The following is a 21083-nucleotide window of genomic DNA, read 5'->3' as shown; positions in this document are numbered from 1 at the left end:
TGCCCTCCCCCGTGCCCCTGCCGCCGATCGGTCAGGATGGGCGCGTGCGCACGGTCGAGGAACACCAGGCGGTCGTCGCGGGGCTGCTCGCCCCGCTGGACGACGAGGAGGTCCCGCTGGCGGCCGCGCACAACCGGGTGCTCGCCCGGGACGTGACCGCGCAGGTGTCGCTGCCCGGCTTCGACAACTCCGCGATGGACGGCTACGCCGCGCGTTCGGCCGAGGTGGCCGCGCTGCCGGTGCGGCTCCCGGTCGCCGACGACGTCCCCGCCGGGCGCACCGACGTCCGCCCGCTCGAGCCGGGCACCGTGCAGCGGATCATGACCGGCGCCCCGCTGCCCGACGGCGCCGACGTCGTCGTGCCGGTCGAGCTGACCGACGGCGCCACCGACGTGGTCGAGATCCGCGACGCCCCCGCCCCCGGTACCCACCTGCGCCGCGCCGGGGAGGACATCACCGCGGGCACCGTCGCGCTGACCGCCGGCACCCCGCTCGGCGCCGCCCAGCTGGGCCTGGCCGCCGCCGTCGGCGCGCGGACCCTGTGGGTGCGCCGCCGCCCGCGGGTGCTGGTGCTGTCCACCGGCAGCGAGCTGGTCGACCCCGGGGAGCCGCTGCTGCCCGGGCAGATCTACGAGTCGAACTCCGCGCTGCTGGTCGCGGCCGTGGAGGACGCCGGGGGGACGGCGCGGCGGCTGCACTTCGTCCCCGACGACGTCGGCGAGTTCCTGGCCACCGTGCGCGCCGAGCTGCCGACCGCCGACCTGCTGGTCACCAGCGGCGGGGTCAGCGCCGGGGCCTACGAGGTGGTCAAGGACGCGTTCGCCGAGCTGGGCACCGTGCAGTTCGTCAAGGTGGCCATGCAGCCCGGCGGCCCGCAGGGGGCCGGCACGGTGGACGGCGTCCCGGTGGTCACGCTGCCCGGCAACCCGGTGAGCTCCTTCGTCTCCTTCGAGGTGTTCGTCCGCCCGGCGCTGCGCCGCGCGCTCGGCCACGCCGCGCCCGGCCGGCTGCGCGCCCCGGCCACGCTCACCGCGCCGCTGCGCTCCCCGGCGGGGCGGCGGCAGTTCCTGCGCGGCCGCTACGACGCCGGCACCGTCTCCCAGGTCGGCGGGCCCGGCTCGCACCTGGTCGCCCACCTGGCCCGCGCCAACTGCCTGGTCGTCGTCCCCGAGGACGTCACCGAGCTGCCCGCCGGGGCCCCGGTGGACGTCGTGCTGATCGAAGGAGCACTCCAGTGAGTCGACGGTCCTGTGCGCATCGCAGCGAGCGCCGGCGAGCGGGGAGCGGAGCAGGACCGGAGACGAACGGAGGAGCGCTGCGATGAGCGACAGGCTCACGCACGTCGACGAGGCCGGCGCCGCCCGGATGGTCGACGTCTCCGCCAAGCCGGTCACCGCCCGCGAGGCCACCGCTGCCGGCCGGGTGCTGGTGAGCCCGGAGGTGGTTGCGTTGCTGCGCGGCGAGGGGGTGCCCAAGGGCGACGCCGTCGCCGTCGCCCGCATCGCCGGCATCGCCGGGGCCAAGCGCACGCCGGACCTGGTGCCGCTGTGCCACCCGATCGCCCTGCACGGGGTGACAGTGGACGTGACGGTGGCCGACGACGCCGTCGAGATCGTCGCCACCGCCCGCACCGCGGACCGGACCGGCGTGGAGATGGAGGCGCTCACCTCCGTGGCCGTGGCCGGGCTGACCGTCATCGACATGGTCAAGGCCGTCGACCCGCGGGCGTCGGTCACCGACGTCCGGCTGCTGGCCAAGTCCGGCGGCAAGAGCGGGGAGTGGCGCCGGTGAGCGAGCTGCCGGGCGACGCGCGCGCCGTCGTCGTCACCGCGTCCAACCGCGCCTCCGCCGGGGTCTACGCGGACCGCAGCGGGCAGGCCCTGGCCGAGGGCCTGCGCGGACTGGGGTTCGCCGTCGAGGGTCCGCACGTGCGGCCCGACGACGTCGACGCGCTCGTCACCGTCCTGCGCGAGGCGGTGGCGTCGGGCGCGGACGTCGTCCTCACCACCGGCGGCACCGGGCTGTCGCCCACCGACGTCACCCCCGAGGCGACCCGCCGGGTGCTGGAGCGCGAGGCGCCGGGCATCGCCGAGGCGGTCCGCCGGTACGGCGAGCCGCAGGTGCCGACGTCGGTGCTCTCCCGGGGGCTGGCCGGCACCGCCGGGCGCACGCTGGTGGTGAACCTGCCGGGCTCGACCGGCGGGGTGCGCGACGCCCTGGCCGTGCTCGGCCCGCTGCTGCCGCACGTGGTCACCCAGCTCCGCGGCGGCGACCACTAGGGCACAGGAGGCTCTCCCCACGTGTCGCGAGCCGCAGACGTGCGTCGAGCCTCCTGTGCCCCGTCCGGCAGCACGATGCGCTCCGTGCACGTGTAGACGTTGCAGCCGTCGCCGCGCAGGAAGCCGACCAGCGTGATGCCGACGTCGGCGGCCAGCTCGACGGCCAGCGACGACGGCGCCGAGACCGCGGCCAGCACCGGGATGCCGGCCATCGCCGCCTTCTGGGTCAGCTCGAAGCTGGCCCGCCCGCTCACCATCAGCACGTGCCCGGCCAGCGGCAGCCGCCCGGCGCGCACGCCGTCCCCGACCACCTTGTCGACGGCGTTGTGCCGGCCGACGTCCTCCCGCAGGGCCACCAGCTCGCCGTCGGCGGTGAACAGGCCGGCCGCGTGCAGCCCGCCGGTCTTGTCGAACACCTGCTGGGCCGCCCGCAGCCGGTCGGGCAGGGCGAGCAGCGTGGCCAGCGGCACCCGGAGGCCGTCGCCGGCCACGTCGTGGCGGGTCTTCGTGCGGATCGCGTCGATGCTGGCCTTGCCGCACACCCCGCACGAGCTCGACGTGTAGAAGTTGCGGTCCAGCGCGGTGTCCGGCGGCTGCACGCCCGGCGCGAGGTCGACGTCGACCACGTTGTAGGTGTTGCGGCCCTCGGCGTCCACGGAGTTGCAGTAGCGCAGGCCGGCCACGTCGTCGGCCGACGCGATCACCGCCTCGGTGGCCAGGAAGCCGTGCACCAGGTCGAAGTCGTCGCCGGGCGTGCGCATGGTGACCGCCAGCGGCGTCCCGCCCAGCCGGATCTCCAGCGGCTCCTCGGCGGCCACGGTGTCCGGGCGGGTGCTGTGCGCCGCGCCGCGGATCCGCAGCACCGGCGTCCTGCTCGTCACTCGTCCCACGGGGGCGACGGTACCCACGCCGGGCCCCTACGGTCGGCGGTGTGCCGGAACCCGAGCCCTACGCCGCCGTGGTCCTCGCCGGCGGCCGCGCGGCCCGGATGGGCGGGCAGGCCAAGCCGCAGCTCGACGTCGGCGGCCGCAGCATCCTCGCCGCCGTCCTCGCCGCCGTCCCGGACGCCGCGCCGCGGGTCGTCGTCGGCCCCCCGCAGCCGGTGCCGGCCGACGTCGTCGTGGTCCGCGAGGACCCGCCGCGGGGCGGGCCGGTCGCCGCGATGCGGGCCGGCCTGGCGCACGTCCCCACCGGGGTGGTGGCGCTGCTCGCCGGCGACCTGCCGTTCCTCACCGCCGGGCTGGTCCGGGCGCTGCGCGAGCGGCTGACCGGCGACGGGGTGCTCGTCGTCGACGACACCGACCGCGACCAGCTGCTGCTCGGCGTCTGGCGCACGGCGGCGCTGCGCGCGGCGGTCGCGGACGTCCACGGGCCCACGTCGGTGCGCCGGGTGCTCGCCCCGCTCGCCGTCCGCCGGCTGCACCCCGAGGTGGCGCCCGGGCAGCCGGCGCCGTGGACCGACTGCGACACGCCCGCCGACCTGGCCCGCGCCCGCGCCGCCGCCGCCCGCCGGGTTCCGCGCCGCCCGCGGGGGTAGGGCCCGGTTCGTGCGCATCGCCATCGCCGGGGCCCACGGGCAGGTCGCCCGCCGCCTGACCCGCCTGCTGTCCGCCCGCGGGGACACGGTGGTCGGCATCGTCCGCAACCCCGCGCACACCGGTGACCTGCGCGCCGACGGTGCCGAGCCGGTGGTCCTCGACCTCGAGCAGGCCCCGGTCGAGCAGGTGGCGGAGGCGGTCGCGGGCGCGGACGCCGTCGTCTTCGCGGCCGGCGCCGGTGCGGGCAGCGGCGAGGCCCGCAAGCACACCGTGGACCGGGGGGCGGCGGTGCTGCTGGCCGACGCGGCGGAGCGGGCCGGGGTCCGGCGCTACCTGCTGGTGTCGTCGATGGGCGTCGAGCGGGCCCGCTCCGGGGCGCCGCCGGACGTGGACCCGGTGTTCGCCGTCTACCTGCAGGCCAAGCTGGCCGCCGAGGACGCCGTCCTGCCCCGGCCGGGGCTGGACACGGTGGTCCTGCGACCGGGCCGGCTCACCGACTCCCCGGGCACCGGGCGGGTCACCCTGGCCCGCGGCGTGGAGTACGGCGAGGTGCCGCGGGACGACGTCGCCGCGGTGCTGGTCGCGCTGCTCGACGCCGGGACGGCGGGCGCGGTCGTCGAGCTGGTCGGCGGGGACACCCCGGTGGCGGCGGCGGTCGCGGGGCTGTGAGCCGGGTCAGGCCCGCAGTCCGCGGGTGACCACCGCCCGGGCGGCCAGCTCGTCGTCCGGCGGGTAGTCGACACCCACCAGCGTGAGCCCGCCCGGCGGGACCACCGGCACCTCGCTCGACCGCTGCGTGGCGGTCAGCAGCGCCGCCGGCCACTCGGGCGGACGCCGTCCCTGGCCGACAGCGGTCAGCGCGCCGACGAGGCTGCGCACCATCGAGTGGCAGAAGGCGTCCGCCGAGGTCCGCACGGTCACCAGGTCGCCGTCCCGCGCCACGTCCAGGGCGAGCAGGGTGCGGATCGTCGTCGCGCCCTCCCGGCGCCGGCAGAAGGCGGCGAAGTCGTGCAGGCCGAGCAGGCGCCGGGCGGCGTCCGCCATCGCGTCGGCGTCCAGCCGCCGCGGCCAGCCGATCGTGTCCGCCCGGCGCAGTGGCGGCGGGCCGCCGTCGGCGTCGCTCAGCCGGTAGACGTAGTGCCGGCGCAGCGCGCCGAACCGGGCGTCGAAGTCCGGCGGCGCCTCACCGACGGCGTGGACGGCGACGTCGTTCGCCAGGACCCCGCGCAGCCGGCGCACCAGCCGGTCGCGCTGCTGCTCCCACACCGCGCGCGGCAGGTCGGCGTGGGCGACCTGGCCGGTGGCGTGCACGCCGGCGTCGGTGCGGCCGGCGACCGTGAGCCGCACCGGGCAGCGCAGCACGGTCGAGAGCGCCGCCTCCAGCTCCCCCTGCACGGTGCGCCGGCCGGGCTGCCGCGCCCAGCCGTGCAGGGCCGTGCCGTCGTAGCCGATCGCGAGCCGGAGACGGACGAGCCCGCCACCGGGGTCGGTGGCGGGCTCGTCGGGACGTCCGGTGCAGGACCCGGCACCGGGTGGCGTCGTGGTCAGCGACGGCTCACTTCGGGTCGGGGGCGGCCTCGCCCCCGGGTGCGTGCGTGCCGGCCGTGGCGGCGTCGCCCATCTCGGCGGCCTCCACCTCCGCGGCGGCCGCGGCGGCCACGTCCGGGGACAGCTGGGGGTCGTCGACGACCGCGAGGTTCTCGGCCGTCGGCTCCGGGGTGACGGCGCCGTCGTCCTGCCGGTCACCGTCGGGGTTGTAGAGGTCGGTGACGACCTCCTGGGCCTCGGTGTCGACGTCGTCGGCGGTCACGGCCGGCGACGTGTCGCCGCCCGGGCCGGTGGTCTCCCCCATGAGGGTCGCGCCCTGGTCGCCGCCGCCGGTGGTGACGCCGGAGGCGCCGGCGTCGCCGCCCTCGCCGGGGGTGTCCCGGTCGCTCACCGGGCGCCGTCCGTGCCCTCGGGCTCCGCCGGGGTCTCGGTCTCGGTCCCGGCGGACGCGGTGGCGCCCTCGGTCGCGACGGGCGGGTCCACGGCACCCACGTCCACGGCACCGGCGTCCGCCGCGGGGGTGTCGCCGGCGGCGCTGTCGACGGCGGCCTCGGGGGCCTCCGCGGTCTCCAGCGCGTCGGCGGTCACCTCACCGGAGGCGGCCGCGGCACCGGCGCCCGCGGTGGCACCGGCGAACCGGGTGCCGCGCGCCCGCTCGGCCTCGCCGACGGCCTGCTGGGCCACGGTCCGGCCCTCGACGAGCTCGATGACGGCCATGGGGGCGTTGTCGCCCTTGCGCGGCCCCACCTTGGTGATGCGCGTGTAGCCACCGGGCCGGTCGGCGAACCGCGGACCGATCTCGGCGAACAGCGTGTGGACGACGTCCTTGTCGCGGATGGTCGTCATCACCATGCGGCGGGCGTGCAGGTCACCGCGCTTGGCGAAGGTCACCAGCTTCTCGGCCAGGGGACGCAGCCGCTTGGCCTTCGTCTCGGTGGTGGTGATCCGCCCGTGCTCGAACAGCGAGGTGGCCAGGTTGGCCAGCATCAGCCGCTCGTGCGCGGGGGAACCGCCCAGACGGGGGCCCTTGGTGGGGGTGGGCATGTCGGTCCTTCCTCAGGCTGCCGGGCCGCGGTGCCGGCTGCGTTCCGTGGTGGTGCTGACGAACTGGTGCGCGCAGCGCGCGGGTGGTGCGTCCGGGCCAGTGTGGCGGGCCCGGAGGCGGCGCCGGACGGCGGGTCCACCCGCCGTCCGGTCCGCGCTCAGAGCTGCTCGGTCTCCTGGTAGGAGCCGTCGTCGTACTGCGCCTGGTCGTAGCCGGCGGCGAACTCGCCGTGGCCCTGGTAGGCGTCGGTCTCGTAGCCCTCGTCGTAGCTCTCGACGGAGGTGGGGATGAACCCGGGCGGGCTGTCCTTGAGCGCCAGGCCCATGGCCGCCAGCTTCATCTTGACCTCGTCGATGGACTTGGCCCCGAAGTTGCGGATGTCCAGCAGGTCGGCCTCGGAGCGGGTGACGAGCTCCCCGACGGTGTGCACGCCCTCGCGCTTGAGGCAGTTGTAGGACCGGACGGTGAGGTCCATGTCCTCGATCGGCATCGAGAAGTTCGCGATGTCGGCGGCCTCGGCCGGGCTCGGGCCGACCTCGATGCCCTCCGCGTCGATGTTCAGCTCGCGGAGCAGGCCGAAGAGCTCGACCAGCGTGGACCCGGCACTGGCGATCGCGTCCCGCGGGGCGATCGAGGGCTTGGTCTCGACGTCGACCACCAGGCGGTCGAAGTCGGTGCGCTGCTCGACGCGGGTGGCCTCGACGGCGTAGGTGACCTTGAGCACCGGGGAGTAGATCGAGTCGACGGGGATGCGCCCGATCTCCTGGCCCGGCTGCTTGTTCTGCGGCGCGGGCACGTAGCCGCGGCCCCGCTCGACGACCAGCTCGACCTCCAGCCGGCCCTTGCCGTTGAGCGTGGCGATGTGGAGGTCCGGGTTGTGCACCTCGACACCGGCGGGGGGCGCGATGTCGGCGGCGGTCACCTCACCGGGGCCCTGCTTGCGCAGGTACATGGTCACCGGCTCGTCGGCGTCGGAGCTGACGACCAGGCCCTTGAGGTTGAGGATGATCTCGGTGACGTCCTCCTTGACCCCCGGCACGGTGGTGAACTCGTGCAGGGTGCCCTCGATCCGGATGCTGGTGACCGCGGCACCGGGGATCGACGACAGGAGGGTGCGGCGCAGGGAGTTGCCGAGGGTGTAGCCGAAACCGGGCTCCAGCGGCTCGATGACGAACCGCGAGCGGGACTCGGTGAGGGTCTCCTCGGTGAGGGTGGGGCGCTGGGCGATGAGCATGGTGCTGTTCTCCTCGTGGTCCTCCGGCGACCGCCATATGACGCCGTGAGGGGGTGGTGCTGGCTCCGGCGGGCATCTGTCCGCCCGCCGGAGCCGGTACTGCGGTGCGCGAGCTGCTACTTGGAGTAGAGCTCGACGATCAGCTGCTCCTGGACCGGGGTGTCGATGACCTGGCGCGCCGGGACGCTGTGGACCAGCACGCGCAGCTGGCTGCTGATGACCTCCAGCCACGGCGGTACCGGGCGCTCGCCGGCGCGGGCCTGGGCGATCTCGAACGGCAGCATCCGCCGGGACTTCTCGGCGACCTCGATGATGTCGCTGGCGCTGACCCGGTAGGACGGGATGTCGACCTTGCGGCCGTTGACCCGGATGTGGCCGTGGCGCACCAGCTGGCGGGCCATGTCGCGGGACTCGGCGAACCCGGCCCGGTAGACCACGTTGTCCAGGCGCGACTCGAGGATCTGCAGCAGGACCTCACCGGTCTTGCCCGACTTCTTGTTCGCCTCTTCGTAGTAGCCGCGGAACTGCTTCTCCAGGACGCCGTAGATGCGGCGGGCCTTCTGCTTCTCGCGGAGCTGCAGGAGGTACTCGCTGTCCTTGCTGCGGCCCCGGCCGTGCTCGCCCGGCGGGTACGGCCGGATCTCGATCGGGCACTTCGGGGACTCGCACTTGCTGCCCTTGAGGAACAGCTTCATCTTCTCGCGCCGGCACATGCGGCAGTCGGCTCCGGTGTAACGGGCCACGTCAGGTACTCCTCGTCAGTCTCGTCAGTGGCCGGTCAGACCCGGCGGCGCTTCTTGGGGCGGCAGCCGTTGTGCGGCTGCGGGGTCACGTCCTGGATCTGGCCGACCTCGAGGCCGGTGGCCTGCAGCGACCGGATGGCCGTCTCACGGCCGGAGCCGGGGCCCTTGACGAAGACGTCGACCTTGCGCATGCCGTGCTCCTGCGCCTTGCGGGCCGCGTTCTCAGCGGCCATCTGCGCGGCGAACGGCGTGGACTTGCGCGAGCCCTTGAAGCCGACGTGGCCGGCGGAGGCCCAGCTGATCACGTTGCCGGTGGGGTCGGTGATCGACACGATCGTGTTGTTGAACGTGCTCTTGATGTGCGCGGCGCCGTGGGCGACGTTCTTCTTCTCCTTGCGGCGGACCTTCTTGGCACCAGCCGCGGCGCGAGCCCTGGGAGGCATGTCTCTCCGGATTCCTTCGGTTCAGTGGCCAGGTACAGCACGCGGGCGCGCCGTCGCCCCCGCCCTCACGGGTCGTGCGACGGCGCGCGGCGCGGCTACTTCTTGCCGGCCTTCTTCTTGCCGGCGATGGTCTTGCGCGGGCCCTTGCTCGAGCGCGCATTGGTGCGGGTGCGCTGCCCGTGCACCGGCAGGCCGCGGCGGTGCCGCAGGCCCTGGTAGCAGCCGATCTCCACCTTGCGGCGGATGTCGGCGGCCACCTCGCGGCGCAGGTCACCCTCGACGCGGAAGTGCTCGTCGATGTAGTCGCGCAGCTTCAGCAGGTCCTCGTCGGAGAGGTCCCGGGCACGCAGGTCGGGGCTGACACCCGTCGCGGCCAGGGTCTCCTTGGCGTGGGCCTTGCCGATGCCGTAGATGTAGGTGAGCGCGATCTCCATCCGCTTCTCGCGGGGCAGGTCGACGCCGGCCAGTCGTGCCATGTCTCAGGTACTCCCTCAGCCCTGCCGCTGCTTGTGGCGGGCGTTGTCGCAGATGACCATGACCCGGCCGTGCCGGCGGATCACCTTGCACTTGTCGCAGATCTTCTTCACCGACGGCTGGACCTTCACCGGTGCCGCCCCTCATTCCTCATGCTCGTAGGCCGGCCGCCCGCGCGGGACGGGCCGGCGATCACTTGTACCGGTAGACGATGCGACCGCGGGTGAGGTCGTAGGGCGACAGCTCCACGACCACGCGGTCCTCGGGCAGGATGCGGATGTAGTGCTGCCGCATCTTGCCGCTGATGTGGGCGAGCACCCGGTGCCCGTTCTGCAGCTCGACCCGGAACATCGCGTTGGGCAGCGGCTCGACGACGCGACCCTCGACCTCGATGGCCCCGTCCTTCTTCGCCATGCCCTACACGGCCTCCCTGACTCGGTGGTGCTGGTGTCCTCACGCGCCCACGCCGGGACCCGGCGGGCGTGCTCGGTGGTGTGCGGAACGGTGGTGCAGGCGCTCCCGCGAGGGCGCTCCGGGTCGTACGGCCACAGCACGACAGCAGAGCGGCGCAAGCGCCGTCGGCCACTGTACCCCGCTGCGACGGGGCCCTCCAACCCGGCCTCCGTCACACGGACGGCCCCGGCAGGAGCACGCCGCCGGCCCGGCGCGGTGTCGGGCCGGCCCCTCCGCAGGGTCCCGCCGCGAGCCTGCGAGTGGCGGGGGGCGGAGGGGTCCTCCGTCAGTGGCGGGGGGTGATCCCGAAGGGGGCGAGCCCCGCGACGCCGCCGTCCTCGGCCGTGAGCACCCACGGGCCCTCGGGCGTGATGGCGACGCTGTGCTCGAAGTGGGCCGCCCGCGACCCGTCCTTGGTGACGACGGTCCAGCCGTCCTCCAGCTCGACGGTCGCCGGGTCCCCCACGGTCACCATCGGCTCGATGGCCAGCGCCAGACCCGGCACCAGCCGGGGCCCGCGGCCGGGCCGGCCGTAGTTCAGCACGTGCGGGTCCTGGTGCATCTCGGTGCCGATGCCGTGCCCGCCGTAGTGGTCCACGATCCCGTACGGGTGCTGCTCGGCGGTGATCGTCTGCTCCACGGCGTGGCTGATGTCGGTCAGCCGCCCGCCGGCCAGGGCGTGCGCCAGCCCGGCCCACATCGACCGCTCGGTGACGTCCATGAGCGCGGCGTCCTCCGCCGACGGGGGCCCGACGGTGACGGTGACCGCCGAGTCGCCGTGCCAGCCGCGGAGGATGGCGCCGCAGTCGATGGAGATGTTGTCGCCCTCGGCGAGCGCGCGGTCCGGGCCGGGGATGCCGTGCACGATCTCGTCGTTGATGGACGCGCAGATGCTGCCGGTGAACCCGTGGTACCCGAGGAACGACGGCACCGCGCCGGCGCTGCGGATGTGGTCCTCGGCGATGGCGTCCAGCTCACCGGTGGTCACCCCCGGCCGCACGGCCGCGCGGACGGCGGCGATGGCCCCGGCCACGACGAGCCCGGCTGCCCGCATGAGCTCGAGCTCCTGCGGCGTCTTGATCTGGATCATCCGTCCACTCCACTTCGCCAGCAGCGGGATCCGGTCGAGGATCCGCGCGGCCGTCATCCGGGCCGCCTGTCCTCAGCCCGCGCCCGGCCCGTCGGACCGCGTGCCGCGGCAGGCCTCCAGCGCGTCCAGTGCCCGCTGGGTGACCTCCTCGACCGCGCCGATGGCGTCGATGCGCGAGAGCAGCCCCTCGGCCTCGTACCAACCCGACAGCGGGGCGGTCTGTTCCCGGTAGACCTGCAGCCGGTGTCGCACGGTCTCCGGCTCGTCGTCGGAGCGCTGCACCCACTGGCCGTCGACCAGCGTCCGGCGGCCGGAGAGCCGGCGGACCAGCTCGTCCTCGTCCACCACCAGCTCCAGCACGCAGTCCAGGGCGTCCCCGAGCTCGTGCAGGGACTCCTTGAGCTGCTCGGCCTGCGCGATGGTCCGCGGGAAGCCGTCGAGCAGGAAGCCGCCCTTGGCGTCTGTCTCGGCGAGCCGGGTCTTGACCATGGCCACGGTGATCTCGTCGGGCACGAGGTCCCCGGCGTCCATGTAGCTCTTGGCCTGCAGGCCCAGCTCGGTCTCCCCGCTCACGTTGGCGCGGAAGATGTCACCGGTCGAGATGGCCGGGACGCCGAGCTGGCCGGCGATGACCTGCGCCTGGGTCCCCTTGCCCGCTCCCGGGGGGCCCAGCAGCACGACGCGCACTACTTCAGGAACCCTTCGTAGTTGCGCTGGTTCAGCTGTGTCTCGATCTGCTTCACCGTCTCCAACCCCACTCCGACCATGATCAGCACCGCGGTGCCACCGAACGGGAAGTTCTGGTTCTGCCCCTCCTGCGTGACCGACAGGAAGAAGTTGGGCAGTACGGCCACGATGCCGAGGTAGAGCGACCCGGGCAGGGTGATCCGGGACAGCACGTACTGCAGGTACTCCGCGGTGGGCCGGCCGGGGCGGATGCCCGGGATGAAGCCGCCGTAGCGCTTCATGTCCTCGGCCCGCTCCTCCGGGTTGAACGTGATCGACACGTAGAAGTAGGTGAAGAACACGATCAGCCCGAAGTACAGGGCGACGTGCACCGGGCTGCTCTGGTCGATGACGTAGTTCTCGAAGAACTGCCGCACCGGACCGGTCTCGTTGCCCTGCAGCTGGGTGAGCAACTGCGGCAGGTAGAGCAGCGAGGAGGCGAAGATGACCGGGATGACACCGGCCTGGTTGACCTTCAGCGGCAGGTAGGTCGACGTCCCGCCGTACATGCGGCGGCCGACCATCCGCTTGGCGTACTGGACCGGGATGCGCCGCTGTGCCTGCTCGACGTAGACGACCGCGCCGATGATCAGCAGGGCCAGCAGGCAGACCAGCGCGAAGACGATGCCGCCGCGGGTCTGCAGGATGGCGCCGCCCTCGGCGGGGATGCGGGCCGCGATCGAGGTGAAGATCAGCACGGACATGCCGTTGCCGATGCCCTTCTCGGTCAGCAGCTCGCCGAGCCACATGATCACCGCGGTGCCGGCGGTCAGGGCGATCACCAGGACGATCGTCGTCCAGACGGAGTTGGACGGGATGATGTCCTGCGGGCAGCCGGGGAACAGCTGGCCGCTGCGGGCCAGGGCGATGATGCCGGTGCTCTGCAGGACGGCGAGGGCGATCGTCAGGTAGCGGGTGTACTGGGTCAGCTTGGCCTGACCCGACTGCCCTTCCTTCTTCAGCTGCTCGAAGCGCGGGATCACGACCACCAGCAGCTGCACGATGATGCTCGCCGTGATGTAGGGCATGATCCCGAGCGCGAAGACGCTCAGCCGCAGCAGCGCGCCGCCGGAGAACAGGTTGACCAGCGAGTACAGGTCCCGCTGGTCGGAGGCCTGGGCCTGCTCGAGGCAGCTGTTGATGGCCTCGACCGAGACGCCGGGGCCGGGGATCGCCGCCCCCAGGCGGTAGACGGCGATGATCGCCAGGGAGAACAGCAGCTTGCGCCGGAGGTCTGGCGTCCGGAACGCCGCGGCGAACGCCTGCAGCACGTGCCCTCCCCTGCTCGGTCGGATGAGATTAGCAACGAGCACGGCGGGGCCGTGCGAGGGCCGGACAGCGGACGACCCCGGGGCGCCGTGGGCGCCCCGGGGTCGTCGGCGTGTCAGAGGCGGCTGGTGCTGCCCCCGGCGGCGCCGATCTTCTCGGCGGCCGACGCGGAGAAGGCGTGCGCGTGCACGTGCACCTGGACCCCGCCCAGGTCGCCGGTGCCCAGGACCTTCACCGGGTGCCCGCGCCGCACGGCGCCGGCAGCGGCCAGGGAGTCCGGGTCGACCGAGCCGCCCTGGGGGAACAGGGACGCGATCCGGCCGAGGTTGACGACCTGGAAGACGACCTTGTTGCGGTTCTTGAAGCCCGAGAGCTTGGGCAGCCGCATGTGCAGCGGCGTCTGCCCGCCCTCGAAGCGTGCGGAGGTGGTGCCCCGCGCGCCGGTGCCCTTGGTGCCGCGACCGGCCGTCTTGCCCTTGGAGCCCTCACCGCGACCCACGCGGGTCTTGCGGGTGTGGGCGCCGGGGGCCGGACGCAGGTGGTGGACCTTGAGAGTCATCGGGTGTCCTCGCTCAGACTTCTTCGACGGCGACCAGGTGCGGCACCGTCGCGACCATCCCGCGGATCTCGGGACGGTCCTCCTGGAGGACCGAGTCGTTGATCCGCTTGAGGCCCAGCGAGCGCAGCGTCTGGCGCTGGTTGGGCTTCGAGCCGATCGCCGACCGGACCTGGGTGACCTTCAGCTGCGCCATCTCAGACCCCCTGACCCGCCCGCGCCCGCAGCATGGCGGCCGGGGCGACGTCCTCGAGGGGCAGGCCGCGGCGGGCCGCGATCTCCTCGGGACGGACGAGGTCCCGCAGCGCCTGCATGGTGGCGTGCACGATGTTGATCGGGTTGGACGACCCGAGGCTCTTGGAGAGCACGTCGTGGATGCCGGCGCACTCCAGCACGGCACGCACCGGGCCACCGGCGATGACACCGGTACCGGGGCTGGCCGGCTTGAGCAGCACGACGCCGGCCGCCGCCTCACCCTGCACGGGGTGCGGGATGGTGCTGGCGATGCGCGGCACCTTGTAGAAGTGCTTCTTGGCCTCCTCGACGCCCTTGGCGATCGCCGCGGGCACCTCCTTGGCCTTGCCGTACCCGACGCCCACGGTGCCGTCGCCGTCGCCCACGATCACCAGCGCGGTGAAGCTGAAGCGCCGACCGCCCTTGACGACCTTGGACACGCGGTTGATGGCCACCACGCGCTCGATGAAGGTGCTCTTCTCGGCAGGCGCGCCGCCGGGGCCCCGCCCGCCGTCACGACGGTCGCGGCGGTCGTTCCCGCCGCCGGCGCCGCCGCCGCGTCGCTGTGGTCCTGGCATCAGACGTCCCTCTCGATCTGCATCGTGTCGTGTCGGCGCTGCTCGGCGCCCATCAGAAGTCCAGCCCGCCCTCGCGGGCGCCGTCGGCCAGCGCCGCGATGCGGCCCTGGTAGCGGTTACCGCCCCGGTCGAAGACGACCGCGGTGATGCCGGCGGCCCGGGCGCGCTCGGCGACCAGGGAGCCGACCCGGCGGGCCAGCGTGGACTTGTCCCCTTCGGCGGTGCGCAGGCTCGCGTCCAGCGTCGAGGCACTGACCAGGGTACGGCCGACGGTGTCGTCGACGACCTGGACGTGGATGTGCCGCGAGCTGCGCTTGACCACCAGGCGCGGACGCTCCGGGGTACCGGCCACCCGCTTGCGCAGCCGGGTGTGCCGGCGCAGGCGGGAGACCCGCCGCGCGGTGCTGATGTCGGTGCCCACGGGCTTGTGCACCCGAGCGACACTCTTGTCGGTCCGTGCCATCACTTACCCGTCTTCCCGACCTTGCGCTTGACGACCTCACCCTGGTAGCGAACGCCCTTGCCCTTGTAGGGGTCCGGGCGGCGCAGACCGCGGATGTTGGCCGACACCTGGCCCACCAGCTGCTTGTCGATCCCGGTGACCCGCAGGCGGGTCGGGGACTCGACGGTGAAGGTGATGCCCTCGGGGGCCCTCACCGGCACCGGGTGGCTGAAGCCCAGGGCGAACTCGAGGTCCGACCCGCGGGCCTGCACGCGGTACCCGACACCGACGATCTCGAGGGTCTTGGTGTACCCCTCGGTGACGCCGGTGATCATGTTGGCGATGAGCGTGCGCGACAGCCCGTGCAGGGCCCGGCTCTCCCGCTCGTCGTCCGGCCGCTGCACCTGCAGCGTGCCGTCCTCGCCGCGCTCGACGGTGATCGGCGAGGCGACGGTGTGGCTCAGCGTGCCCTTGGGACCCTTGACGCTCAGCGTCTGGCCGTCGATGGAGACGTCCACGCCCCCGGGCACGGGAATCGGCAGTCGTCCGATCCGCGACATGTCACTCGCTCCTCACCAGACGTAGGCGAGGACTTCCCCACCCACGCCCTTCTTGTTCGCCTGGCGGTCGGTCAGCAGACCGGTGGAGGTCGAGATGATCGCCACCCCGAGGCCGCCCAGCACCTTCGGCAGCGCGGTGGACTTGGCGTACACCCGCAGGCCGGGCTTGGAGACGCGCCGGACGCCGGCGATGCTCCGCTCACGGTTGGGGCCGTACTTGAGGTCCACCACCAGCTCCTTGAAGGTGGTGCCGTCCTTGTCGACCTCGTTGACGGTCCAGCCGGCGATGTAGCCCTCCTGCTGGAGGATCTCGGCGATGTGCGTCTTCAGCTTGGACGACGGCATGGTCGTGGAGTCGTGGTACGCCTGGTTGGCGTTCCGGATCCGCGTCAGCATGTCCGCGATCGGGTCGGTCATCGTCATGGGTGTCGTGCCTCTCTCACCGCGGTTCCTCTCGCCGTACGGCTCGGTGCCGTCGGGCGCGGCCTCTCGGTGATCAGTGGTGCGCGGTAGGTGACTTGCTGGAACGGCCCGGCTGCAGGACCCGCGGCGCGCGGAGCGCGTCGTGGGGGGCAGCCGGGTCCTTCACCAGGAGCTCTTGCTCACGCCGGGCAGCTCGCCGGCGTGCGCCATCTCCCGCAGGCAGATCCGGCACAGGCCGAACTTGCGGAAGACCGAGTGCGGGCGGCCGCACCGCTGGCACCGGGTGTAGCCGCGGACCGCGAACTTCGGCTTGCGGGCCGCCTTGTTGATCAGCGCCTTCTTGGCCATCTGGGTGTCTCCTCCCCCGGCTCAGCGGGTGGTGGTGACGACGGGCTGGCCGGCGAACGGGAAGCCCAGCAGGCGGAGGAGCTCGCGACCCTCCTCGTCGTTCGTGGCGGTGGTGACCAGCGTGATGTCCATGCCGCGCGGACGGTCGATCTTGTCCACGTCGATCTCGCGGAACATCGACTGCTCGGTCAGGCCGAACGTGTAATTGCCGTGGCCGTCGAACTGCTTGGCCGACAGGCCGCGGAAGTCGCGGATGCGGGGCAGGGCCAGGCTCAGCAGCCGGTCCAGGAACTCCCACATGCGGTCACCGCGCAGGGTGACCTTCGCGCCGATCGGCATGCCCTCGCGCAGCTTGAACTGGGCGATGGACTTGCGCGCCCGGACGACGGCCGGCTTCTGCCCGGTGATGGCGGTGAGGTCGCGGACCGCGCCGTCCATCAGCTTGGCGTCGCGGGTGGCCTCGCCGACGCCCATGTTGACGACGATCTTGGTCAGCCGCGGGATCTGCATGACGTTCTCGTAGCCGAACTCGGCCTGCAGCGCGGGCAGGATCTCGTCGCGGTAGCGGGCGAGCATGCGGGGCAGCTCGCGGGTGGGTGCGCTCTCGGTCATCGACGACATGGGGATCAGAGGTCCTTACCGGTGCGCCGCGAGACCCGGATGCTGCGGCCTTCCTCGTCCTTGCGGTAGCCGACCCGGGTCGGCTTGTCCTCGGAGTCGAGCACCATCACGTTGCTGACGTGGATCGGCGCCTCCTGCGTGACGATCCCGCCCGACTGGGCACCGCGCTGGTTGGAGCTGATCCGGGTGTGCTTCTTGACCCGGCCCACGCCCTCGACGAGGACCTTCTGCCGCTCCGGGTAGGCCGCGATGACCCGGCCCCGGGCGCCCTTGTCCCGGCCGGCGAGCACGACGACCGTGTCGCCCTTCTTCACCTTCATCGACGGCGCCTTGGCCTTCGAGTGGGCAGCCTGCTTCTTGTTGGTCGCCATGGTCACAGCACCTCCGGGGCGAGCGAGATGATCCGCATGAAGCGCTTGTCGCGGAGCTCCCGGCCGACCGGGCCGAAGATGCGCGTTCCGCGCGGGTCGCCGCTGTCGCGGATGATCACGGCGGCGTTCTCGTCGAAGCGGATGTAGGAACCGTCGGGACGACGGCGCTCCTTGACCGTGCGGACGACGACGGCCTTGACCACGTCGCCCCGCTTGACCCCTGCGCCCGGCAGCGCGTCCTTGACGGTGGCGACGATGACGTCACCGATGCCGGCGTAGCGTCGCCCGGAGCCGCCGAGCACCCGGATGCAGAGGATCTCCTTCGCACCGGTGTTGTCGGCGACCCGCAGTCGCGACTCCTGCTGGATCACGTCCTACTCCTGATCTGTGGGTGTGACAGCCGGACCGGAACGGTGAACCGGCTGTCCGGTGCCCACGTGCGGACGCACCGGCGGCGCAGCCGCCGGTGCGTCCGAGCACGGTCACCGGGATGGGCGCGCAGTGGTGCCGAGCGCGCCAGTGGTCCAGGATACTCGCCCCCGGAGCCACCCCGCAGGGCGGCTCCTCCGGGGACCGCGGAGGGCCCCCGGAGGGGACTACTTGGCCTTCTCCAGGACCTCGACCAGCCGCCACCGCTTGGTGGCCGACGTCGGCCGGGTCTCCATGATCTGCACCCGGTCACCGATGCCGGCGACCTGCTGCTCGTCGTGGGCCTTCAGCTTGCTGGTCCGGCGGATGACCTTGCCGTAGAGGCCGTGCTTCACGCGGTCCTCGACCTCGACGACGATGGTCTTGTCCATCTTGTCGCTGACCACCAGACCCTCGCGGACCTTGCGGTAGCCACGGCCGGCCAGGCCGGGACCGGTGGCGATCGCCTCGTTGGCGGTCGCCGACTGGCTCTCGCTCATGCCACACCCTCGTTCGGGGCAGCCGACAGGCCGAGCTCGCGCTCGCGCATGATCGTGTAGATCCGCGCGATGTCGCGGCGCACGGTCTGCAGCCGCCGGTTGTTGTCCAGCTGGCCGGTGGCCACCTGGAACCGCAGGTTGAACAGCTCTTCCTTCGACTCGCGCAGCCGCGTGGCGAGGTCCTCGGCGGAGAGCTCACGCAGCTCGGGAGCGGTCAGGCCGGCGGCCATCACACCTCTCCTTCACGGGTGATGAAGCGGCACTTCATCGGCAGCTTGTGGATCGCGCGGCGCATGGCCTCGCGGGCCACCGGCTCGGCCACGCCGGACAGCTCGAACATGATCCGGCCGGGCTTGACGTTGGCGACCCACCACTCCGGCGAGCCCTTGCCCGAGCCCATGCGGGTCTCGGCCGGCTTCTTGGTGAGCGGGCGGTCCGGGTAGATGGAGATCCAGACCTTCCCGCCACGGCGGATGTGGCGGGTCATGGCGATACGGGCGGACTCGATCTGCCGGTTGGTGACGTACGCCGGCTCCAGGGCCTGGATGGCGTAGTCACCGAAGTTGATCTCGGTGCCGCCCTTGGCCTGGCCGGAGCGGCTCGGGTGGTGCTGCTTGCGGTGCTTGACGCGCCGTGGGATCAGCATCGGTCAGCTCCCCTGCTCGGACGGGGTGTTCTCGGTGGCTGCCGTCTCCGCGGCCGCGGTGGCCTCGGGGCCGGCGGCCTCGGCGACGGTCTGCTCGGGCGCGGCCTCACCGGAGGTCTGCACCGGGGTGCTGTCGGCGGCCGGGCCGGTCGACGGCGTCTCGGCGGCCGCCCGGCCGGCCTCGGTCCCGCCGGCGGTGGTGCCCGACGAGCCGGACCGCCGCTGCGGGCGCTGGGCCCGCTCGCGGCGCTGCTGGCGCGCGGCGAGGGCCTCGAGGGCCTCCCGCTCGGCACGCGAGCCGCTGACGTCGCCCTTGTAGATCCAGACCTTGACGCCGATGCGGCCGAAGGTGGTCCGGGCCTCGTAGATGCCGTAGTCGATGTTCGCCCGGAGGGTGTGCAGCGGCACCCGGCCCTCGCGGTAGAACTCCGACCGGCTCATCTCGGTGCCGCCCAGGCGACCGGAGCACTGCACCCGGATGCCCTTGACCTGCGGGCTGCGCTGGGCCGACTGCATGGCCTTGCGCATGGCCCGCCGGAAGCTCACCCGGCTGGACAGCTGCTCGGCCACGCCCTGGGCGACCAGCTGGGCGTCGGACTCGGGGTTCTTCACCTCGAGGATGTTCAGCTGCACCTGCTTGCCGGTGAGCTTCTCCAGCTCGCCGCGGATCCGGTCGGCCTCCGCGCCGCGGCGGCCGATGACGATGCCCGGCCGGGCGGTGTGGATGTCGACGCGGACCCGGTCACGGGTGCGCTCGATCTCCACCTTGGAGATGCCGGCCCGCTCCATGCCCTTGGACATGAGCTTGCGGATCGCGACGTCTTCCTTGACGTAGTCCTTGTAGAGCTTGTCGGCGTACCACCGGGACTTGTAGTCGGTGGTGATGCCCAGCCGGAACCCGTGCGGGTTGACCTTCTGACCCACTAGCGGGTCCCTCCCCTCGTGTTGCCCTGCTGCTGGCTGGCCGGGCCGGACTGTCCGGTGCGGCGACGGGCCGTGCGCGACTTGCCGGCGAGGTCGGTGCTGGAGGAGACCTCCGCGACCTCGACGGTGATGTGGCAGGTCCGCTTGTTGATGCGGTAGGCCCGGCCCTGCGCCCGCGGGCGGATCCGCTTGAGCGTCGGGCCCTCGTCGACGTACGCCGCGCTGACGACCAGCGCGGCGGGGTCGAGCCGCAGGTTGTGCTCGGCGTTGGCGACCGCGCTGGCGACCACCTTGAGGACCGGCTCGCTGGCGGCCTGCGGCGCGTAGCGCAGCAGGGCCAGGGCCTCCTCGGTCGGCAGGTAGCGGACGAGGTCCACCACCCGGCGTGCCTTCATGGGGGTGACGCGGACGAAGCGGGCGGTGGCCCGGGCGACCGGCGTCTCCTCTCCCAGCTGGGATGTCATGGGTGTCTCTCTCTACCTGGTCAGCCGCGCCGGGACCGGCGGTCGTCCTTCACGTGCCCACGGAAGGTGCGCGTGGGTGCGAACTCGCCGAGCTTGTGCCCGACCATCGCCTCGGTCACGAAGACCGGGACGTGCTTGCGGCCGTCGTGGACGGCGATCGTGTGGCCGAGCATGTCCGGGATGATCGTGGAACGACGCGACCAGGTCCGGATGACGTTCTTGGTGCCCTTGTCGTTCTGCGCGTCCACCTTCTTGAGCAGGTGGTCGTCGACGAACGGGCCCTTCTTCAGGCTGCGTGGCATGTCTGTCGGACTCCTCTACCCGCTCAGCGCTTCTTGTTGGTGCGCCGGCGGCGCACGATCAGGGCGTCACTGGCCTTGCGCTTGCGCGTGCGGCCCTCCGGCTTGCCCTTCGGGTTCACCGGGTGCCGCCCACCGGAGGTCTTGCCCTCACCACCGCCGTGCGGGTGGTCCACCGGGTTCATCGCGACACCGCGGACGGTCGGGCGCTTGCCCTTCCAGCGCATGCGGCCGGCCTTGCCCCAGTTGATGTTCGACTGCTCGGCGTTGCCCACCTCGCCGACGGTCGCGCGGCAGCGGACGTCGACGTTGCGGATCTCCCCGGACGGCATGCGCAGCTGCGCGAGCCGGCCCTCTCGGGCGACCAGCTGGACGCTGGTGCCCGCGGACCGGGCGATCTTCGCGCCGCCGCCGGGCCGCAGCTCGATGGCGTGCACGACCGTGCCGACCGGGATGTTGCGCAGCGGCAGGTTGTTGCCGGGCTTGATGTCGGCCGTGGGGCCGCACTCCACGGTGTCGCCCTGCCGCAGCCGGGCCGGCGCGAGGATGTAGCGCTTCTCGCCATCGGCGAAGTGCAGCAGCGCGATGCGCGAGGTGCGGTTCGGGTCGTACTCGATGTGCGCGACCTTCGCCGGCACGCCGTCCTTGTCGGCCCGGCGGAAGTCGATCAGGCGGTAGGCACGCTTGTGCCCGCCGCCCTGGTGCCGCGCGGTGACCTTCCCGTGCACGTTGCGCCCGCCGCGGCCGTGCAGCGGCCGGACCAGCGACTTCTCGGGGTGGTCGCGGGTGACCTCGGCGAAGTCGGCGACGCTGGAGCCGCGGCGGCCCGGCGTCGTCGGCTTGTACTTGCGGATGGGCATTGCTCTC

Annotated in this window: 35 protein-coding genes; 5 read left to right on the top strand and 30 right to left on the bottom strand. The window is 73.0% G+C overall.

Translation table 11 applies throughout. The annotated features are described in order from the left end of the window. Positions 1–44: 44 nt before the first annotated feature. The 3 genes from moeA to CHB98_RS01025 all read left to right on the top strand — a co-directional run bounded on the left by moeA (position 45) and on the right by CHB98_RS01025 (position 2279). The gene (gene moeA / locus CHB98_RS01035; protein ID WP_089303750.1) at positions 45–1238 is read left to right on the top strand and encodes a molybdopterin molybdotransferase MoeA; all 1194 of its coding nucleotides are present in this window, start codon (positions 45–47) and stop codon (positions 1236–1238) included. Between the two features lie 82 nt (positions 1239–1320). Beyond that, positions 1321–1791: a cyclic pyranopterin monophosphate synthase MoaC gene (gene moaC, locus CHB98_RS01030; protein ID WP_089303749.1), complete on the top strand. Its 471-nt coding sequence runs from the start codon at positions 1321–1323 to the stop codon at positions 1789–1791. Further along, the gene (locus CHB98_RS01025) at positions 1788–2279 is read left to right on the top strand and encodes a MogA/MoaB family molybdenum cofactor biosynthesis protein (protein ID WP_089303748.1); all 492 of its coding nucleotides are present in this window, start codon (positions 1788–1790) and stop codon (positions 2277–2279) included. The genes moaC and CHB98_RS01025 overlap by 4 nt, the downstream gene beginning before the upstream one ends. Here the strand turns inward: CHB98_RS01025 and fdhD are convergent. Then, positions 2276–3169 carry a formate dehydrogenase accessory sulfurtransferase FdhD gene (gene fdhD / locus CHB98_RS01020; RefSeq protein ID WP_245820840.1) on the bottom strand — a complete coding sequence of 298 codons (894 nt, stop codon included), beginning with the start codon at positions 3167–3169 and terminating at the stop codon, positions 2276–2278. The two genes, CHB98_RS01025 and fdhD, sit on opposite strands and share 4 nt — an antisense overlap. Before the next feature lie 41 nt (positions 3170–3210). Here fdhD and mobA point away from each other — a divergent pair, with 41 nt between their 5' ends. Together mobA and CHB98_RS01010 are read left to right on the top strand one after the other, a co-directional pair. Continuing rightward, positions 3211–3816: a molybdenum cofactor guanylyltransferase gene (gene mobA / locus CHB98_RS01015; RefSeq protein WP_089303747.1), complete on the top strand. Its 606-nt coding sequence runs from the start codon at positions 3211–3213 to the stop codon at positions 3814–3816. Positions 3817–3826: 10 nt separating this feature from the next. Beyond that, the gene (locus tag CHB98_RS01010) at positions 3827–4486 is read left to right on the top strand and encodes an SDR family oxidoreductase (RefSeq protein ID WP_089303746.1); all 660 of its coding nucleotides are present in this window, start codon (positions 3827–3829) and stop codon (positions 4484–4486) included. Positions 4487–4492: 6 nt separating this feature from the next. Here CHB98_RS01010 and truA read toward each other — a convergent pair whose 3' ends face one another. From truA to rplB, 29 genes are all read right to left on the bottom strand, one after another. Next, positions 4493–5269: a tRNA pseudouridine(38-40) synthase TruA gene (truA, locus tag CHB98_RS01005; protein ID WP_245820901.1), complete on the bottom strand. Its 777-nt coding sequence runs from the start codon at positions 5267–5269 to the stop codon at positions 4493–4495. 103 nt (positions 5270–5372) lie between these two features. Continuing rightward, positions 5373–5756 carry a hypothetical protein gene (locus CHB98_RS01000; protein ID WP_089303745.1) on the bottom strand — a complete coding sequence of 128 codons (384 nt, stop codon included), beginning with the start codon at positions 5754–5756 and terminating at the stop codon, positions 5373–5375. After that, positions 5753–6409: a 50S ribosomal protein L17 gene (rplQ, locus tag CHB98_RS22850; RefSeq protein ID WP_089303744.1), complete on the bottom strand. Its 657-nt coding sequence runs from the start codon at positions 6407–6409 to the stop codon at positions 5753–5755. Before rplQ ends, CHB98_RS01000 begins: the two co-directional genes overlap by 4 nt. A 158-nt stretch (positions 6410–6567) precedes the next feature. Further along, positions 6568–7644: a DNA-directed RNA polymerase subunit alpha gene (locus CHB98_RS00990; RefSeq protein ID WP_089303743.1), complete on the bottom strand. Its 1077-nt coding sequence runs from the start codon at positions 7642–7644 to the stop codon at positions 6568–6570. Positions 7645–7760: 116 nt separating this feature from the next. Further along, complete coding sequence (gene rpsD / locus CHB98_RS00985) at positions 7761–8387, bottom strand: 30S ribosomal protein S4 (RefSeq protein WP_089303742.1); 627 nt, start codon at positions 8385–8387, stop codon at positions 7761–7763. Between the two features lie 35 nt (positions 8388–8422). Then, positions 8423–8830, bottom strand: coding sequence for a 30S ribosomal protein S11 (rpsK, locus tag CHB98_RS00980; protein ID WP_012950456.1), 408 nt, complete (start codon positions 8828–8830; stop codon positions 8423–8425). Positions 8831–8925: 95 nt separating this feature from the next. Next, positions 8926–9306 (bottom strand): 30S ribosomal protein S13, encoded by a 381-nt coding sequence (rpsM, locus tag CHB98_RS00975; protein ID WP_089303741.1) that lies wholly within the window; start codon positions 9304–9306, stop codon positions 8926–8928. 15 nt (positions 9307–9321) lie between these two features. Further along, a complete protein-coding gene (gene rpmJ / locus CHB98_RS00970; protein ID WP_012950458.1) occupies positions 9322–9435 on the bottom strand; it encodes a 50S ribosomal protein L36 in 114 nt (37 codons plus the stop codon). Between the two features lie 61 nt (positions 9436–9496). After that, positions 9497–9718: a translation initiation factor IF-1 gene (gene infA / locus CHB98_RS00965; RefSeq protein ID WP_012950459.1), complete on the bottom strand. Its 222-nt coding sequence runs from the start codon at positions 9716–9718 to the stop codon at positions 9497–9499. Positions 9719–10043: 325 nt separating this feature from the next. Next, the gene (gene map / locus CHB98_RS00960) at positions 10044–10904 is read right to left on the bottom strand and encodes a type I methionyl aminopeptidase (RefSeq protein WP_245820839.1); all 861 of its coding nucleotides are present in this window, start codon (positions 10902–10904) and stop codon (positions 10044–10046) included. A 15-nt stretch (positions 10905–10919) separates the two neighbouring features. Then, positions 10920–11525: an adenylate kinase gene (locus CHB98_RS00955; protein ID WP_425432504.1), complete on the bottom strand. Its 606-nt coding sequence runs from the start codon at positions 11523–11525 to the stop codon at positions 10920–10922. Positions 11526–11533: 8 nt separating this feature from the next. Next, positions 11534–12844, bottom strand: coding sequence for a preprotein translocase subunit SecY (secY, locus tag CHB98_RS00950; protein WP_089303739.1), 1311 nt, complete (start codon positions 12842–12844; stop codon positions 11534–11536). Positions 12845–12957: 113 nt separating this feature from the next. After that, the gene (rplO, locus tag CHB98_RS00945; protein WP_089303738.1) at positions 12958–13401 is read right to left on the bottom strand and encodes a 50S ribosomal protein L15; all 444 of its coding nucleotides are present in this window, start codon (positions 13399–13401) and stop codon (positions 12958–12960) included. A 13-nt stretch (positions 13402–13414) separates the two neighbouring features. Continuing rightward, positions 13415–13594, bottom strand: a complete 180-nt coding sequence (gene rpmD / locus CHB98_RS00940) for a 50S ribosomal protein L30 (protein WP_089303737.1) — start codon at positions 13592–13594, stop codon at positions 13415–13417. A gap of 1 nt (position 13595) precedes the next feature. Beyond that, positions 13596–14210, bottom strand: a complete 615-nt coding sequence (rpsE, locus tag CHB98_RS00935; protein ID WP_089303736.1) for a 30S ribosomal protein S5 — start codon at positions 14208–14210, stop codon at positions 13596–13598. 52 nt (positions 14211–14262) lie between these two features. After that, positions 14263–14643: a 50S ribosomal protein L18 gene (gene rplR, locus CHB98_RS00930; RefSeq protein ID WP_218822204.1), complete on the bottom strand. Its 381-nt coding sequence runs from the start codon at positions 14641–14643 to the stop codon at positions 14263–14265. 29 nt (positions 14644–14672) lie between these two features. Next, a complete protein-coding gene (gene rplF / locus CHB98_RS00925) occupies positions 14673–15212 on the bottom strand; it encodes a 50S ribosomal protein L6 (RefSeq protein ID WP_089303735.1) in 540 nt (179 codons plus the stop codon). Positions 15213–15224: 12 nt separating this feature from the next. After that, on the bottom strand, positions 15225–15629 hold the full coding sequence (rpsH, locus tag CHB98_RS00920; RefSeq protein WP_425432503.1) for a 30S ribosomal protein S8: 405 nt from the start codon (positions 15627–15629) through the stop codon (positions 15225–15227). Between the two features lie 168 nt (positions 15630–15797). Further along, complete coding sequence (locus tag CHB98_RS00915; protein WP_012950469.1) at positions 15798–15983, bottom strand: type Z 30S ribosomal protein S14; 186 nt, start codon at positions 15981–15983, stop codon at positions 15798–15800. Positions 15984–16004: 21 nt separating this feature from the next. Next, a complete protein-coding gene (gene rplE, locus CHB98_RS00910) occupies positions 16005–16595 on the bottom strand; it encodes a 50S ribosomal protein L5 (protein ID WP_425432502.1) in 591 nt (196 codons plus the stop codon). A gap of 14 nt (positions 16596–16609) precedes the next feature. Then, on the bottom strand, positions 16610–16975 hold the full coding sequence (gene rplX, locus CHB98_RS00905; protein WP_425432501.1) for a 50S ribosomal protein L24: 366 nt from the start codon (positions 16973–16975) through the stop codon (positions 16610–16612). A gap of 2 nt (positions 16976–16977) precedes the next feature. Next, a complete protein-coding gene (gene rplN / locus CHB98_RS00900) occupies positions 16978–17346 on the bottom strand; it encodes a 50S ribosomal protein L14 (RefSeq protein ID WP_012950472.1) in 369 nt (122 codons plus the stop codon). A gap of 225 nt (positions 17347–17571) precedes the next feature. Then, positions 17572–17883: a 30S ribosomal protein S17 gene (gene rpsQ / locus CHB98_RS00895; protein WP_342743992.1), complete on the bottom strand. Its 312-nt coding sequence runs from the start codon at positions 17881–17883 to the stop codon at positions 17572–17574. Then, positions 17880–18113: a 50S ribosomal protein L29 gene (rpmC, locus tag CHB98_RS00890; protein WP_089303732.1), complete on the bottom strand. Its 234-nt coding sequence runs from the start codon at positions 18111–18113 to the stop codon at positions 17880–17882. The genes rpsQ and rpmC overlap by 4 nt, the downstream gene beginning before the upstream one ends. Then, the gene (rplP, locus tag CHB98_RS00885; protein ID WP_089303731.1) at positions 18113–18529 is read right to left on the bottom strand and encodes a 50S ribosomal protein L16; all 417 of its coding nucleotides are present in this window, start codon (positions 18527–18529) and stop codon (positions 18113–18115) included. The genes rpmC and rplP overlap by 1 nt, the downstream gene beginning before the upstream one ends. Before the next feature lie 3 nt (positions 18530–18532). Further along, positions 18533–19453 carry a 30S ribosomal protein S3 gene (rpsC, locus tag CHB98_RS00880; protein ID WP_089303730.1) on the bottom strand — a complete coding sequence of 307 codons (921 nt, stop codon included), beginning with the start codon at positions 19451–19453 and terminating at the stop codon, positions 18533–18535. Next, entirely contained in the window at positions 19453–19917 is a 465-nt protein-coding gene (gene rplV / locus CHB98_RS00875) for a 50S ribosomal protein L22 (RefSeq protein WP_089303729.1), read from the bottom strand. Before rplV ends, rpsC begins: the two co-directional genes overlap by 1 nt. 20 nt (positions 19918–19937) lie before the next feature. Then, on the bottom strand, positions 19938–20219 hold the full coding sequence (rpsS, locus tag CHB98_RS00870) for a 30S ribosomal protein S19 (RefSeq protein ID WP_012950478.1): 282 nt from the start codon (positions 20217–20219) through the stop codon (positions 19938–19940). A gap of 23 nt (positions 20220–20242) precedes the next feature. Beyond that, positions 20243–21076, bottom strand: a complete 834-nt coding sequence (rplB, locus tag CHB98_RS00865) for a 50S ribosomal protein L2 (RefSeq protein ID WP_089303728.1) — start codon at positions 21074–21076, stop codon at positions 20243–20245. Positions 21077–21083 lie beyond the last annotated feature (7 nt).

Origin of the sequence: Geodermatophilus pulveris, from assembly GCF_900188375.1 — a bacterium.
GTDB classification, from domain to species: domain Bacteria; phylum Actinomycetota; class Actinomycetes; order Mycobacteriales; family Geodermatophilaceae; genus Geodermatophilus; species Geodermatophilus pulveris.
Note: the sequence above shows the minus strand (reverse complement) of the source record. Positions and strands in the feature narration are given on the sequence as shown.